The following is a 15,046-nucleotide window of genomic DNA, read 5'->3' on the forward strand; positions in this document are numbered from 1 at the left end:
GTGGATCGCACTGGGCCTGTGCTGCGGACTGGGCACCCTGGGCAAGTATGTGTTCCTGCTGCTGCCAGCCTGCATGATCATCTACACGCTGGTGCACCCAGTGGCGCGCCGCTGCTGGGCCACGGCGGGCCCCTGGGCGGCTCTGGCCGTGTTCGGGCTCATGGTGGCACCACACGTGAACTGGGCCATGGCCCATGACTGGGCCACGCTGCAATACGCGCTGGGCCGTGGGCACAGCGATGAGCTGGCCCGCACCGGCAGTTGGGTGCAGGAGTTCATCAACTTCGTGATCGCCCAGAGCCTGACCCTCCTGCCCCTGTGGGCCCTGATGCGCGCGCTGGGCCCCGCCACCCGCACGTCACGCCCGTCGGAACAAGGCTGGCTCCTGTTCACGCTGGCGCTCGCCCCCTTGTTGCTGATCATGGCTGCGGCCACCGTGGCTCAGGCCAAGATGCTGCACATGTGGGCCTCACCCTTCTTTCTGTGCGCCGCCCCGCTCTACCTCGCCTGGCGACAACCTGAGACGCTGAACATCGGGCGCTTCACCAAGGCCACGCTGGCCTGGGTGGCGCTGACCATTGTCGTGTTTGCCAGCACGGCCTTGTGGGGCCCGCAGAAGAAGCACCGCCTGGATCGCACCAGCTACCCGGGCCAGGATATCGCCCAGACGCTGACCACGCAGTGGCGCACACAGACCGGACAACCCTTGCGCATCGTCGCGGGGGAGGAGTTCGTGGCGGGCACTGTGGCGCACTACAGCAACGATCGCCCCTCCGTCTTCTACGACGCGGACTTCACTGAATCGCTGTGGCTGCAACCCGAGCAGGTGCAACGCGAAGGGGCCCTGTTTGTCTGGCCCATCGGCCGAGGTGACGCCAACCTGCCGGTACCCACAGACAGTCGCGAGCAGGTTCAGGCGCTGCTGGCACGTTACCCAAGGCTGGAGGTCAAACCGACCTTGTTGATCCACACCACCTGGATGGGCAAGCCCTACACGGTGGCCGTGGCCTGGGCGGTGTTGCCGCCCGCAACAGCCAGGCCCTAGAAGCCGGGATCGGCGCTGGAAATGATGGACTGGCGCTTGCGCTCGACGTAATTCATGCCCGCCGAATTGGCGTCATCCGGACAGGTGGCCGCCGAACCATTGCAGGCGACCGCGTCGATCACATACAGCCGCACCGTCAGATTCGTGCCGGTGGAATCCTGCCCCTCGTTGTAGGCCGTGGCCTGCGTCGTGCAGGTCACCGTGACCTTGAAGCCCATGCTGCTGGTGAGATCCAGCGTCTGGCTGCCGGTGCAGTTCGTGCCCATCCAGCTGCCCTTGAGCGCCTGGTACATGCCCCACTCCGTGCCGGCATTGGCAGCCTGAAACGCTCGCGCCCCCATGATGTCCTGTGCCGACGAGATCTGCTGCGTCCAGGTCAGTCGCGTGACAGCCGCGGCCAGCACGGCCATCATCACCAGCACCACGATGGCCGCCACCATGCCCAGGCCCCGTTGCGCACGGGCCGCGGTATCTCGTGGGTGGCGTGAGCGGTTCTTGTTCATGGCACGTTCATCACATGGGCCCCGACGGCCATGTGCGCTGTTTCGTTGTTGCGAGCGATCTCCAGATCCATCCACAGGAAGCCGCTTTGCTGGGTGGCGCCCTGGTTGGGGTCATAGATGAAAGAGCAGGACTTCACCTTGGTGGCCAATGCCACCGCCCCGGCCGTGGAGGGGCAGGACGTCGGGTACGCGGAGGTGAAGGAGCGAACCAGGCGATAGAGCGTGCCCTTGCCATCGCCATTGCTGTTGAGCGTGCCGTCGGCGCCCGAGCAGATGTAGAACACGGACTGCTCGTTGTTGGACACCGTCAGGAAGCGCCCCCCCGCATAGCCGGACGACACCTGCATGGTCGACATCGTGATGCGCTTGTAGCCCTGCGTGCTGCTGGATGGCGTGCTCACCGCCGTGATGGCCGATCGGTTGGCGCCTGTGTAGACGTCATTGCCATTCTGGTTGTTGATCACCACCCAGTCACCCGTGGATGGCGTCGTCGACATGGGCGACAAGGTGTCAAAGGCCATGGTGGTCTGGGAGGTGTCCACCCATGCCGAGCAACTGGCAGGCGGTGCGGTGGGTGGCGTGGGCTGCGGGTTGCAGGCCGCCGCGTCATTGACATTGTCAGGGGCCATGCGATAGCGTCCGCCCGATACGACGGGCACCAGCTCGAAGCACTGGTCCGACGGCACACGGATGGAGTTGGGCACGGCACGCCGCACATCACGCAGCATGCGACGCAGGGAGGTGTCGGCCTGATCTGACATGTCGGCCCGCAAGCGGGAGCCGGTGTAGGCATCGATGGCCGGCTTGATGAAGAGCGACACCGTCGTGGCGATGATGGCGCCGATCATGATCACCAGCACCAGCTCGACCAGGGTGACGCCACGTTGGGCCATGGGGATGGATGTCCTCATGATGCGTAGTCCGTTCGCCAACCCTTGAGGGTCACGCTTTCGCTGCCGCGAGACACCGTCACGGTGATGAGCTTGGCGGCTGCCACGGCGCCCAGGGTGGAGGTCGTCACCGTCACGCTGATCGAATAGGCGCTGAGCGCAGAGATCGAGGTGCCATCGATGTTGCAGATCTTGTTCGTCGTGGCGTAGCCGTTGTAGTCGGACACGTCGTTATAGGTATTGCGCGCGCACGTGGCGGGCGCACTGTTGGCCACGGGTGTGTAGGGCTTGAGCTCGATCTCTTCGAGGATCTCTTCAGCCAGCACCAGCATCTGTTTGCGCACCACCGGATCGGCGCTGTTCCTGGCGCTCTGGTTGAACGCCGCCATCACGCCCGCCAGCGCCACGCCGATGATCACGATGGCCACCACCATCTCGATGAGGGTGAAGCCGCGTGCCGACGATTTACTCGACATAGCCGGTCTCCCCGTACACCGTGATGCTGCTGGCGCCCGACATGGTGATCGTGCGATTGGCCGAGGTCGTGCCCGCACCATCCGTGGTCACGCGGCCATCAGGCTGGAAGTAGATCGTGCCCGAGGGCGACACCGTGGTGGCCGAACTGCTGTTGGTCGATGAGGCAAAGGTGGACGTGCCATTGGGCCCGTTGATGTTGCTCGTGCACGAAGATGCCGGATTCACCGCCGCAGACGACACGGTGACCGTGGTGCTGGTGATCGTCACGCAGGTCAGACGCCGACGGGCCACGGCCCCCTTCTGCGCAAACCGCAAGGCGCCTTGCAGGGAATCGTGCCAGGCATCATCGCGCGCGCCCAGTGCGCCGGACACCTTGGGGATGGCATAGGCGGCCAGGATCCCGGCCAGCACCATGACCACGATCAGTTCGACCATGGTGAAGCCTGCCTGATGCAGGCGGTTTGACACCTGAGCTTCAGTACAAGTCACGTATGAAAACGGCCTTATTGGTTTCGGGTTTGTAGACACCGAACGTCGCTCTGGCGCTCGGGTCACGGTCATAGCTGGTCACGCCGGCACAGCTGTTGGCACTGCCGTTGAGCGAGCGCAGCCAATCGCGACTGGCTGCCGTGCTCGATGGGTGGCTGGCCAGGCAGGACTGGTCGGTGGTGCTGGTACCCAGATTGAACGCGAAGTCCACACTGCCGGTCGACGCAGGGCTGGGCGCACTGAGGGTCAGCACACCATTGCCACCACTGATGGCCACAGCCATGGGTACGCTGTTCACTGTCGTTTTGGTCGCGGGCGTCGTGGTCCAGGCGGCGGTACTGGCCCCCTTGTAATCCAGGTAGTTGCTGCGCACCACGGAGGCCACGGGGATGTAGGTGCAACTGCTGTCGTCACTGTTGATGACCCAGGACTTGCCGTTCCAGTACTGCGCCTGCACGGGAATGTCCAGCGAGAGTTTTTCAGAACCGAATGCGTTGGACACCTTGATACGACCACTGCGCACGGCCAGTGAGCCGTCCCAGCCTGTGGATGTCACGCTGCCGGAGGTTTCAGCCGCATGCACGCCAACCGAAGTGGCCGAGGTCAGCTTGTTGGCGAACGTGAACTTGAATGGGGAGGCATCGGTGCTCGGAATATTGGCCACGCCCGCAGAGAAGCTCGCGGCGGCCACCGAGGTGATGTTCAAGCTGCCCGAGCTGGCACCCGCGCCCGAGAGGGACATCGTCACCGCCTTGGCGTAATTGGGCGTGGTACCACCAGAGCCATCGTAGTTCTGCGTGACGGTCGCGTTATCTGCGTGAACCGCCTCCAGCTTGAGCGAGAAAGGTTGCCCGCTGTAGGTGAAAGCACTGGCACCCGAGGGGCAGCCTTGCGTCACCGTGACCTTGAGGTGATGCGGCAAGAAGGGCCCGACGCCACCGCTGCCGCCGGTATTGCCCGTCACGGTGTTGCCTGTGCCGAGGTAGCTGCCGCTGACCAGGGTGGCGGTCAGGTCACCTGTACCCACTTCGGTCCATTTGAGGTCGCTGAGCGTGACCGCGCCATTGCTGAAGCTGCTCGACGAGATGTAGGGCGCCGAGCCCGTCATCCCGGTGCCGGTGAAGGTGCCGGCCACAGCTGCAGCCCCCGTTGGCCGGTACTTGGCCCAAGACAGGCGTACATAGTCCTGGGTCACGGCCGTTTCCTTGCCGAAATTGGGAACGGCATTGCCCGCGCTGTTTTTCGCCGTCAAGGTGGCTGAGAAGGTGCTGCCGGCCACAGGTGAGGCGGGCAGGCTGCTGAAGGCAAAGGAGGCAGGGCTGGTGATGAAGGTGCTGTTGCCCGTCATCGTCAAGCCGGCATCCGTGCCTGAGCCGGTGTAGGTACCCGTCAAGGTCACCTGCCCCACGTCTGCATATTGCACCGTGGTGGTGGCCACGCCACTGGCATTGAAACTCAGGCTGACCGCCTTGCCAGTGGCATCACAGGCCGCAGCGGTGCTGCCTGAACTGTTCACCGCCGTAGAGCCCACCCGCACGGGCAAGGTTCCCGAGCTGGGGTTGCCATAGGCACACTTGAAGGTGACGTTCTTGCTCGTACTGGCAAACGCGGGTGCACACACCGTCGCGTTGTTGCTGGCCCGCACGGCACTGACCGTCACGGACTGCGAGACTTCGGCCAGGTGGTTGGGCACCGTGAAGTACAAGGCCGAATCCACCGTCGAGGCGGCGCAGGAGCCCCCGCTGGTGGCCGACGAGCCCATGCCGCAGTACACGGTGGGAGAGCCGGTCGGCGTCACCGACAAGCCCGACAGCGCCGCCGTGGCGGTGCCCACGGTGGTGGCGTGCGCCGAGATGGTCGTGGAGTAGCTGCCGCTGCCAATCGTGAAGGTCTGCCCGGCAGGGTAGTTGACGGTCACGCCGGACACGGTCAGGGTCCCGCTCACACCCGTCGTGAAGTTGGTCGAACAGGCCGCATCACCGCACGCCTTGACGGTGTAGGTGATCGGCGTGCAGGTCACGTTGCTGCTGTTGGTGGTGGTCAGCTCCAGATGATGCAAGGCCTGACTGGCCGTGAAGGCACAGCTGTTGCCGTTGGCAGCGGTCACGCCCATGCCGCAATACACCGAGGGGGAGCCCGATGCCGCAGGTGATACGCCACTGAGGGCGGCTGTCACGGCACCCGCCGCCGTGGGTGTCCCGTTGACCGTGGTGGTAGCACTGCCTGCCGCGATCGTGAAAGCCTGGCTGGCCGAGGGGGTCACCGAGACACCTGACAGCGCCAGCGTGCCCGTCACGCCGCCCGTGTAGGTCGTGGCGCAAGAGGCGTCGGAGCACGCCTTGATGGTGTAGGTCACCGCCGAGTTGATGTAGCCGGACGATGCCGAGGTTGTCACCTCCATGTGGTGCAAGCCCAGCACAGTCAGGCTGCAGCTGCCACCGCTGGACGCCGCAGTGCCCAGCCCGCAGAACACCTTGGTGGTGTTCGTGGGCGTGGGTGAGTAGCCGGTCAGCGCCACTGTGGCCGTGCCGGCTGGCGAGATGCTGATGGTCTCGGTGGTCGTGTTCGTGGGCCCGGCCGCGATCGAGAAGCTGGCACCGGTCGTGTAGGTGGTGGTCAGGCCCGTACCGGTCACCGACAGGTTGCCCGTGACACCGGAGATGTAGGGCACCGAACACGTGGCATCGCCACAGGCCTTGATCGTCACGTCGGTGCTCGCGCCCTGAGACACGCTGCTGGCCGAGGTGGTCACCTCCAGGTGGTCCGGGGCCACCGATGCGTCCACATACGTGATCTTGTCGACCTTGAAGTTCTGCGCGGTATTCGATGACAGGAAGCCGCAGGCCGCACACTGGGACACCACGAACTGCATCGATTTGATCTTCACCCCGCTATCGGGCTGGTACTGCACATAGACGGAGTAGTAATCCACCACATCGCCCAGCAGCCAGCCCAGCAAGGCGTTGTAGACCGTGTTCCACCAGTTCACGCTGACATACTTGGCCATGCACTGACTGTTGGACGCGTCACTGCAGTTCTTGAGCGTGACCACCGAGTTGTCAGCCAGTGTGAGGTTCACGACCATCGAGTTCTGGGAGTTGAACTCGACACCCCACAGGAAGCCGACATACGGCGTATGGTTGGCAAAGTTGATGGTGACCGACGTCGTGTTGGAGTTGACGCCGGAATACAGGCTCATCACATTGCCGGAAAAGCCGGTCAATGACGAGCTTGACGTGTAGGAGACACTGCCCTGGTCGGACCCGGCCAGACACAGCCAGCCCACGAAGATCAGGTACCAGCGATTGCAGTCACCATTGGAAGAGCTGTAGGTCAGTTTGCTGGCCGTCTGCTCTGTCGCCAGCGTCTTGGTATCGAAGTCGATGGTGCGCTGGTTGGCCGCCGGGCTGGGAGGCGAGGTCGTGCCATCCGTGTAGACCGACAAGCCAGCCTGGGCCAGGGACGCGCACAGCACCAGCAACAGGCTCAACAGCCCCTGGCCTATCCACGTCCAACTGCGCTTGCCCATGCCGATACTCCAATGCCTCAGGGTCCACACCCCGTTGCACGCCTGCGTTGCCGACTGCACACGAGACAAACCGCCCGCACACAGCCAGAATCAATCTGCATTCTGAGTTTTTTCAGCATGCTGAAAGGACCAAACAGACCCCCAATCACACCGCAGTACCCGCGTCAGTACAACTCACGCTGGTACACCGTCTTCTTCGCTTCCGGTTGGTACACGCCGAAGGTGGCGCGAGCAGAAGGATCACGATCGAAGGTCGTCACACCCGCGCAACTGCCCGTGGTGCCGTTCTGGGCCCTCAACCAGGGCAAGGAAGCGCCGCTGCTGGCGGGGTGGCTGCTCAGGCAGGACTGATCCGTGCCGGTTGCGCCCAGGTTGAAAGCAAAATCCACGCTGCCCGTCGCGCCACCGGTCGGGGCACTCAGATAAAGCGTGCCATTGCCCCCCGTGATCGTCACAGAGGTTGGTGTTGTGCTCCAGGCGGTGGTGCTGGCGCCCTTGTTGTCCAGGTAGTTGCTGCGCACCACGGCCGTTGCCGGAATGCTGGTGCAATTGTCCTGGCTGTTGATGACCCAGGCCTTGCCGTTCCAGTACTGCGTCTGCACGGGTACGCTCAAGCTGGTCTTCTCTGAACCAAAGGCATTCGAGACCTTGACACGACCGCTGCGCACGCTCAGGGAACCATCCGTGCCATTACTGGAAGAGACGGCGTCCGCATCGGCTGCGCGGATGGTGACGGCTGTCGCCGAGGTCAGCTTGTTGGTGAAGGTGAAGACCGGTGTCGCCGAGATCGTGGCCTCGCCGACGCTGAACTGGCTGGCTGTGAAGCCCGCACTGCTCAGGCTGCCAGACGACGCCCCCACAGCAGACAAGGAGCCGGATTTGGCGAAATTGGGCGAGGTGCTGCCCGTGCCATCGTAGTTGACGGTGGTGTTACCCAAGGCATTGCGCGCCGTGATCCTGGCCGTGAAGGGCTGGCCACTGTAGGTGAATACGCCACAAGCCTGCGTGAGGCTCACGTCGAAGTGATGCGGCACAAAGGGCCCGACGGCACCGGTACTGCCGGTTGAACCCGTTACCGAGGTGCCCGACCCCAGATAGCTGCCACTGAGCAAGGTGGCTGACAGATCGCCCGTGCCCACCTCGGTCCACTTCAGATCCGACAAGGTCACGGCACCATTGGCAAAACTGCCGGATGCCAGCGCGGTCGAGCCGCTGGCGCCGGTCCCCGTGCCCGTCAGCGTGCCAGCCACAGCGGCCGCCCCCGTGGGTCGGTACTTGCTCCAGGCCACGCGCACATAGTCGCTCACAGCGGGCGTTTCCTTGCCGAAATTGGGCACGGCCACACCGGCACTGTTCTTCGCCGTCAAGGTCGCAGTGAAGGCGCTGCCGGCCACAGGTGCGGCGGTCACACTGCTGAACGAGAACGACGCTGGCGAGACAATGAAGCTGTCACTGCCACTCATGCTCAAGCCCGCATCCGTGCCGGAACCTGTGTAGGTCGCGGTCAGACTCATTTGGCCCACATCGGCATACTGCACCGTGGTCGTCGCCACGCCACTGGCATCGAAGCTCAAGGTGACAGCCCGCCCGGTCACATCACAAGCAGCAGCCGTGCTGTTGCCAGCATTCAGTGCACTGCCGCCGACACGAACCGGCAAAGTCCCTGAACCAGGATTGCTGTAGCCGCACTTGAAGGTCACGCTCTTGTTGACGCTGGCAAAAGCTGGCGTACATGCCGTCGCATTGTTGCTCGACTGAACCGCACTGATCGTCACCGACTGCGAAGCCTCGGACAGGTGATTCGGCACATCAAAGAACAAGCCCGAACTGGCCAGGCTGATGGTGCAACTGCCGCCGCTGGCAGGTGTCGATCCGTTCATCCCGCAATAGACCGAGGGTGAGCCGGTGGGTGTGGCAGACAGCCCGCTCAAGGTGGCCGTGGTGAGCGAGCCAACTGTGGTGGCGTGAACGGACACGGTGGTGCTGGAGGAGCCATTGGGAATGCTGAACGCAGCCCCTGAGGGATAGTTGACCGTCATGCCCGAGCCACTCACCGCGAGCGTGCCGGACAGCCCCGAGGTATAGGGTGTCGCGCAAGAGGCATCTGCACAGGCCTGCACGGTGTAGGTTCTGGGCGTGCATGTCAGGCCATTGCTGGCCGATATGTTCACGTGGTGCAAGGGGACGGTCACCGTCATCGCGCATGAGTTGCCACTGGCTGCCGCCGCGCCGATGCCGCAGAACACCTTGGGGGTGTTGCTGGGGGTGGGGGAGTAAGTGGGCACGCTCATAGTGGCCGTGCCGGCCGTGGTCGGGGTCACCGATACATCCACATAATTGACGGGCCCGGCCGGTATGGTCCAGGCAGACGAGTAGGTGGCGGACACGCCTGATACCGATACCGTGCCGGAGGCCCCGGTCACATAAGGAGTCGTGCAGGAGGCATCGCCACACGCCGTGATGCGGAAGGTGGTGGCGGCGTTGGCAGACACGCTGCTCGAACCCGTGGTCAGCGCCAGATGATGAGGCGCCGGTGCACCATCGATGTAGCTGATGTTGTCGACATACCAATCCTGCGAAGTGTTCGTCGACAACAAGCCGCAACCGCCGCAGTTGTAGAGCTTGAACTGTATGGAAGAGACCTTCACGCCACTGTCCGGCGTGTACTGCACATAGATGGGATACCAGGTGATGGTGTCTCCCAGCAGCCAGCCCAGCAGGAAGTTGAGCACGGACACCAACCAGTTGGGATCGTCCACATACATGCCGATGCACTGCGAATTGCTGGAGGACGTGCAGTTCTTGAGCACCTTGGTGCTACCGTCGGACAGCGTCACGGTCAGGATCTGGGAGTTCTCGCTGTTGAACTGAGCGCGCCACATCAGCCCCACATAGGGCGTGGGGTTCGCAAAGTTGACCGTGACCGTGCTGGCGTTGCCCGTGGTGCCCGAACTGATCTTCATGGTGTTGCCAGAAAATCCGCTGGCAGACACCGACCCGGTATAGCTGATCGAACCACCCGACGTCAGGAACCCGCCCGCCCCAGCCGAACTGGAATACGTCAATCGGCTGGCCGTCTGTTCGCTGGCCAGCGTGCGCGTGCTGAAGTCGATGGTGTAAAGGTTGGCACCGGGGCTGGGCGGCGAATACACGCCACTGGTATAGACGTAGTAACCAGCCAGAGCGGGCCCGATGAGCGCCAGCACACACAGCAGCGACAACGCTGCTTTGAAGAAGCCGTTCAGCATCCGTGTGTTGACCATGGAAGAACTCCGGAAAAATGACAATGCGTCTGGCGTTGAGGTCAGCCCCTGTGTCTGAAAATGCCACCACGCCCAATTGTTTACATGTTGCAACAAGCGCGAAAGACGCAGCAATACAAAGGCCGCAAAAGCAGAACTAATCCTGCTTTTGCGGCCTTCTTGAAGCTTTAAGCGGCGCTCAGGCCATCACAGACCCGCCGAGATACCTGTGAACGTGACCGTGGCCGTGGTGGTGCCATTGGTGGCTGACAGCGTGCAATCACCCGTCACACCATCGGCACCAGCCGCGCCGGACCCCAGCGCCTGGGCGGTGATGCTGTAGGTGACATTGCCATTCGTGGGCAAGACACCCCCCGCCAGCAGACCGGCGGCCTGAGAGCAATTGGATACGGCGATGCACTTGTTGGCCGTGACCACATGCCCCGTTGCCGAACAACCCGCATAGTTGACCGACATCGCACTGGACAGTTGCGCGGCCACGCCGTCCGCAGACGCGGTGATGGCATCCCCGCGCAAGTCCAGGAACTTGGGCAGGGCCGTCGCGGCCAGGATGCCCAGGATCACGATGACCACGATCAGTTCGATCATGGTGAAGCCCGCCTGCAAACGCCTCATGAAATGCACTCCCCTGATAGACAAAAGCCAGGGCAAGCCTGGCTTTGCTTCACCCTCACATCGGTGAGGATCAGTTGCCTGCCGCCACGCCAGTGAAGGTCGAGTTGGCGGTGGTCGTGCCGTTGGTGGCCGTCAACGTGCAGTTGGCGGTCGCGCCATTGGTGGTGGTCAGACTGGAAGCAGCCACGGAGAACGTGGTCGTGCCGTTGGTCGGAAATGCACCGCCCGTCAGCAAGGTCGCAGCCTGACTGCAGTTGTTGATGGTGACGCACTTGTTGGCCGCCGCCACGTTGTTGTTGGCCTGGCAACCTGCATAGTTGATTGCCATGGCGCTGCCCAGTTGACCGGCCATGCCGTCACCGGCTGAGGCAACGGCGTCACTGCGCAAATCAACAAACTTGGGCAAGGCTGTCGCCGCCAGGATACCCAGAATCACGATGACCACGATCAATTCGATCATGGTGAAACCAGTCTGCCTGTTTTTCATGGTGTTCACCTCGAGCCTTAAATAGTCAGTAAAAAAGCGCGACAGGCCATCGTGGTGGAGCTTGTCGCAGCGTCAGCAAAAAAAGCGTGTGGTCTGCCTGGCTACGCCGTTCAGGCCCACGCGCTCATGCATCAGTTGCCTGCAGCCACGCCGGTGAAGGTCGCCGTTGCAGAGGTGGTGCCGTTGGTCGCCGTCAAGGTGCAGTTGGCAGTCGAACCGTTGGTGGTCGTCAGGGAGGCTGCCGCCACCGAGAAGGTGGTGGTGCCGTTGGTCGGGAAGGCCCCGCCTGTCAGCAGGGTCGCAGCCTGGCTGCAGTTGTTGATGGTGACGCACTTGTTGGCCGCCGCCACGTTGTTGTTGGCCTGGCAACCTGCGTAGTTGATCGACATCGCGCTGCCCAGTTGTCCGGCCATGCCGTTGCCTGCCGATGACACGGCATCGCTGCGCAGGTCCACGAATTTCGGCAGCGCCGTCGCTGCCAGGATGCCCAGAATGACAATGACCACAATCAGTTCGATCATGGTGAAGCCGGTTTGCGAGCGTTTCATACCTATTACCTCTTGCAAGTTCACGTTGGCCCGGGTACCTGTCGTGCATCCCGGCTTGTAGATAAATGCACGTTTGTTCACTTTTCGACCCGCTTCGTTGAAACTTTAGGGTTGTTACAACGACGACTTGATCGACCTTTATCAGATGGTGCGACAAACCGAAAGCCAGCAACCGTGCAATACGCCCACAAAGCGGAACTAGTTCTCACGTTTGCTTTTTTCACGCGTCTGACTCGCCATCAATGCTTCATCGCCGCGCCACCCATGTTCCACATCGGCAGGAACACACCCAGCGCCAGCACCAGCACCAGCCCACCCATGAACACGATCAGGATAGGTTCGATCTGTTGAGACAGGGTCTTGAGCAGGTACTGCACGTCCTCGCTATAGAGCTCGCCGACTTCATCCAGCAACTCGTCGACCATGCCGGTCTCCTCACCGATGGCGATCATCTGCAGCACCATGGGTGTGAACACGCCCGCGCTCGCCGCCGAATGCGCCAGGGATTCGCCGCGCATGATGCGCTCTCGCATGGAGTCGATCTGCTGCGTGAGGTAGGCGTTGTCGGCCGTCTGTGCCACGCCAATGAGCGCGCGCTCCAGCGGCACGCCGCTTCTCAGTGAGAGAGCAAAAGCTCTGGTAAAACGCGCCAGAGAGGCTTTCGTCACGATGGGCCCCACGATGGGCATGCGCAGCAGGAACCGATCCCAGACTGGCTTGCCCTGAGGTGATTTGACCCATTTTCGAAAAACGAAAAACGCAGCAACGGCTGCAATGAAGATCGACCAACCGTGCTCGATCGTGAATGCCGACGTGGCCATCAGGATCTTGGTCGGCAGGGGCAACTCGGCCCCCAGGCCCTTGAACACGCCGGAGAAGGCCGGAATCACCATCACGTTGATCACGCCGATGGCCGCCGTCATGGCCATGATGACAAAGCTGGGGTAGCGCAGCGCAGACTTGACCTGCTGCTGCATGAACATCTCGAATTCCATGTGCTGCGCCAGGCGCAGGAAGATCTCTTCCAGCCGACCGGAAGACTCGCCCACTTTGACCATGGCCACGAAGAAGCCATCGAAGCACTTGGGGTGCTGCGCCATGGCGGTGGACAAGTCCACACCGCCCTCCAGCGCACGCCGCAGATCCTGCAAGACCACCTTCATCGTCGGGTTCTGCGTGGTCTCCTGCAAACCAGCCAGAGCCCGCAGGATGGGCACGCCCGCCTTGAACAGGGTGTAGAGCTGCTTGGCAAACAGCATCACATCCATCTGCGTGACCTTCGGCTGCATGAACGCCGGCATCTTCACCGGCGCACTGGCGGCCGCAGCCACGGCCACCGGGCCGTCCTGCTTGATGGTCAGCGGCACCAGACCCTTGGCCTGAATTTCGCTGGCCGCCGCCGAGGCCGAAGCGGCTTCCAGGGTGCCCTGGATATTGCCGTGCGGCCCTTTGGCGACGTAGTTGAAACGACTCATTCGTCAACCTCGGCACTCACGCGCATGGCCTCATCCACCGTGGTGCGCCCTTCCACCACCAGGCGCGCAGCATCGCGACGCAGGGTGTGGCGCCCCATGGCCTCACGCGCAGCCTTGGAGAACACGCCGGGCTCGGGATGGTTGAGCGCATCGATCAGGCCCAGCGTCATCTCCAGGAACTCGTACACACCGGTACGCCCCTTGAAGCCGGAGTGATTGCATTCAGGGCAGCCCTTGCCGAACTTGAACGTGGCGTTGTCGGCCTCTTCGCCAAGCTGGCCGCGCAACCAGACCAGTTCCTGTGGCGAGGGCTCATGCGGTACGGCACAAGCGGTACACAAGGTGCGCACCAGACGCTGCGCCACCACCAGTTGCAGCGATAGCGCCACCATCCAGCGCGGCACGCCCATGTCGATCAGACGCGCCGGGGTCGAGGCCGCGTCGTTCGTGTGCAGCGTGGACAAGACCAGGTGCCCCGTCATGGCCGCACGCAAGCCGATTTCGGCCGTGGCCTTGTCCCGGATTTCACCCACGAGGATCACGTCGGGATCCTGACGCAGCGCAGCGCGCAACACGCGGTCGAACCCCAGGTCGATCTTCTCCATCACCTGCACCTGGTTGAGGCCAGGCAGACGGTATTCCACCGGGTCTTCCACCGTGATGATCTTGCGCTCGGTGCTGTTCAAGGCATTGAGGGCGCCATACAGGGTGGTGGTCTTGCCGCTACCGGTCGGGCCGGTAACCAGGATCATGCCGCTGGGTTTGTCGATGGCCTTGCGCAAGGCGGTGAGCATGCGCGGCGGCATCTTCATCTTTTCCAGATCCAGCATGCCGGTGCTCTGGCTGAGCAAGCGCATCACCACGGATTCACCGTATTGCGCCGGCATCGTCGAGATACGGATGTCGACCGTACCGTCTTTCAGGCGCACGGCAAAGCGGCCGTCCTGCGGCAGGCGCTTCTCGGAGATGTCCAGGCCGGACATCAGCTTGAGGCGCAAGGCCACAGCACTGGAGATCTTGGCATCGGCTTCGGTCTGCACATGCAGCACACCGTCGATGCGGAAGCGGATGCGCAGCTGCTTTTCCTGTGGCTCGATGTGGATGTCGGATGCGCGTACACGCAGGGCCTGCTCGAACACCGAATACAGCAGGCGCACCACGGGCGCGTCTTCATTGCTGGTCGAGTCCATGCCGAGCAGGTCACCCAGATCCGACTCGGCGCCGGCCAGCTCGCTGGTCAGCTCGCGCGCCAGGCCTTCGATCTCTTCGGTGCTGTGATAGACCCGGTCGAGCGCAGCATGCAGGTGCGTTTCGGTGATCACGGCCAGGTCGATGCTGCGTTTGAGCAGACGGCCGATTTCATCGAAAGCGTAGATGTCCGTCGGGTCGGCCATGCCGACCATCAGGCCACTGGGAGGATCATCCAGCACGATGGCGTGCATGCGGCGGGCGTGGGCCTCAGGTAGCAGCTGGGCCAGTTCCGGGCGCAGAGGGAAATGCGCCAGGTCGATGTAGGGTGCACGCAGCTGTCGCGCCACGGCCTTGGCGATCTGCGCTTCGGTGATCCAGCCATGATCGACCAGCACCTCGCCCAGCTTGCGCCCGCTGCCGCGCTGCTCACCGAGCGCCTGCGTCAGTTGCTCCTCGGTGACGAGCTTGTCCTGAACGAGCAGATCACCCAACCTGAATTTTTGCGGGCGCGACATGGCTTACCTCAATTTCTCA

Annotated in this window: 12 protein-coding genes; 1 reads left to right on the plus strand and 11 read right to left on the minus strand. The window is 62.8% G+C overall.

Going from position 1 to position 15,046, the window contains the following annotated elements; translation table 11 throughout:
- Positions 1–1,045: glycosyltransferase family 39 protein (locus VFW93_RS05315; protein ID WP_329692947.1), on the plus strand; the 1,045-nt coding region annotated here is incomplete at its 5' end.
- On the opposite strand, the gene VFW93_RS05320 is transcribed toward VFW93_RS05315, so the two are convergent.
- The 11 genes from VFW93_RS05320 to VFW93_RS05370 all read right to left on the minus strand — a co-directional run bounded on the left by VFW93_RS05320 (position 1,042) and on the right by VFW93_RS05370 (position 15,027).
- Positions 1,042–1,548: an MSHA biogenesis protein MshP gene (locus VFW93_RS05320; RefSeq protein WP_329692948.1), complete on the minus strand. Its 507-nt coding sequence runs from the start codon at positions 1,546–1,548 to the stop codon at positions 1,042–1,044. The two genes, VFW93_RS05315 and VFW93_RS05320, sit on opposite strands and share 4 nt — an antisense overlap.
- A complete protein-coding gene (locus VFW93_RS05325; RefSeq protein ID WP_329692949.1) occupies positions 1,545–2,459 on the minus strand; it encodes a prepilin-type N-terminal cleavage/methylation domain-containing protein in 915 nt (304 codons plus the stop codon). The genes VFW93_RS05320 and VFW93_RS05325 overlap by 4 nt, the downstream gene beginning before the upstream one ends.
- Complete coding sequence (locus VFW93_RS05330; RefSeq protein WP_329692950.1) at positions 2,456–2,914, minus strand: type II secretion system protein; 459 nt, start codon at positions 2,912–2,914, stop codon at positions 2,456–2,458. Before VFW93_RS05330 ends, VFW93_RS05325 begins: the two co-directional genes overlap by 4 nt.
- Positions 2,904–3,350, minus strand: coding sequence for a pilus assembly FimT family protein (locus VFW93_RS05335; RefSeq protein WP_414639591.1), 447 nt, complete (start codon positions 3,348–3,350; stop codon positions 2,904–2,906). Before VFW93_RS05335 ends, VFW93_RS05330 begins: the two co-directional genes overlap by 11 nt.
- Positions 3,351–3,390: 40 nt before the next feature.
- Positions 3,391–6,933 carry a DUF6701 domain-containing protein gene (locus VFW93_RS05340; protein WP_329692952.1) on the minus strand — a complete coding sequence of 1,181 codons (3,543 nt, stop codon included), beginning with the start codon at positions 6,931–6,933 and terminating at the stop codon, positions 3,391–3,393.
- 164 nt (positions 6,934–7,097) lie between these two features.
- On the minus strand, positions 7,098–10,196 hold the full coding sequence (locus VFW93_RS05345; protein WP_329692953.1) for a DUF6701 domain-containing protein: 3,099 nt from the start codon (positions 10,194–10,196) through the stop codon (positions 7,098–7,100).
- Positions 10,197–10,382: 186 nt separating this feature from the next.
- Positions 10,383–10,811, minus strand: a complete 429-nt coding sequence (locus VFW93_RS05350) for a type II secretion system protein (protein ID WP_329692954.1) — start codon at positions 10,809–10,811, stop codon at positions 10,383–10,385.
- Positions 10,812–10,881: 70 nt separating this feature from the next.
- A complete protein-coding gene (locus VFW93_RS05355; RefSeq protein WP_329692955.1) occupies positions 10,882–11,298 on the minus strand; it encodes a type II secretion system protein in 417 nt (138 codons plus the stop codon).
- A 131-nt stretch (positions 11,299–11,429) separates the two neighbouring features.
- Complete coding sequence (locus tag VFW93_RS05360; RefSeq protein WP_329692956.1) at positions 11,430–11,846, minus strand: type II secretion system protein; 417 nt, start codon at positions 11,844–11,846, stop codon at positions 11,430–11,432.
- Positions 11,847–12,085: 239 nt separating this feature from the next.
- Positions 12,086–13,321, minus strand: coding sequence for a type II secretion system F family protein (locus VFW93_RS05365; RefSeq protein WP_329692957.1), 1,236 nt, complete (start codon positions 13,319–13,321; stop codon positions 12,086–12,088).
- The gene (locus VFW93_RS05370; RefSeq protein ID WP_329692958.1) at positions 13,318–15,027 is read right to left on the minus strand and encodes a GspE/PulE family protein; all 1,710 of its coding nucleotides are present in this window, start codon (positions 15,025–15,027) and stop codon (positions 13,318–13,320) included. The genes VFW93_RS05365 and VFW93_RS05370 overlap by 4 nt, the downstream gene beginning before the upstream one ends.
- Positions 15,028–15,046: the final 19 nt, after the last annotated feature.

Origin of the sequence: Aquabacterium sp., from assembly GCF_036279675.1 — a bacterium.
Lineage (GTDB): Bacteria > Pseudomonadota > Gammaproteobacteria > Burkholderiales > Burkholderiaceae_C > Aquabacterium.

Bases quoted from the DNA above. Each gene is read 5' to 3' on its own strand.
- VFW93_RS05355 (WP_329692955.1), bottom strand. From the start codon at position 11,298: ATGAAAAACAGGCAGACTGGTTTCACCATGATCGAATTGATCGTGGTC.
- VFW93_RS05345 (WP_329692953.1), bottom strand. From the start codon at position 10,196: ATGGTCAACACACGGATGCTGAACGGCTTCTTCAAAGCAGCGTTGTCG.
- VFW93_RS05370 (WP_329692958.1), bottom strand. From the start codon at position 15,027: ATGTCGCGCCCGCAAAAATTCAGGTTGGGTGATCTGCTCGTTCAGGAC.
- VFW93_RS05335 (WP_414639591.1), bottom strand. From the start codon at position 3,350: ATGGTCGAACTGATCGTGGTCATGGTGCTGGCCGGGATCCTGGCCGCC.
- VFW93_RS05350 (WP_329692954.1), bottom strand. From the start codon at position 10,811: ATGAGGCGTTTGCAGGCGGGCTTCACCATGATCGAACTGATCGTGGTC.
- VFW93_RS05325 (WP_329692949.1), bottom strand. From the start codon at position 2,459: ATGAGGACATCCATCCCCATGGCCCAACGTGGCGTCACCCTGGTCGAG.
- VFW93_RS05330 (WP_329692950.1), bottom strand. From the start codon at position 2,914: ATGTCGAGTAAATCGTCGGCACGCGGCTTCACCCTCATCGAGATGGTG.
- VFW93_RS05340 (WP_329692952.1), bottom strand. From the start codon at position 6,933: ATGGGCAAGCGCAGTTGGACGTGGATAGGCCAGGGGCTGTTGAGCCTG.
- VFW93_RS05320 (WP_329692948.1), bottom strand. From the start codon at position 1,548: ATGAACAAGAACCGCTCACGCCACCCACGAGATACCGCGGCCCGTGCG.
- VFW93_RS05360 (WP_329692956.1), bottom strand. From the start codon at position 11,846: ATGAAACGCTCGCAAACCGGCTTCACCATGATCGAACTGATTGTGGTC.
- VFW93_RS05365 (WP_329692957.1), bottom strand. From the start codon at position 13,321: ATGAGTCGTTTCAACTACGTCGCCAAAGGGCCGCACGGCAATATCCAG.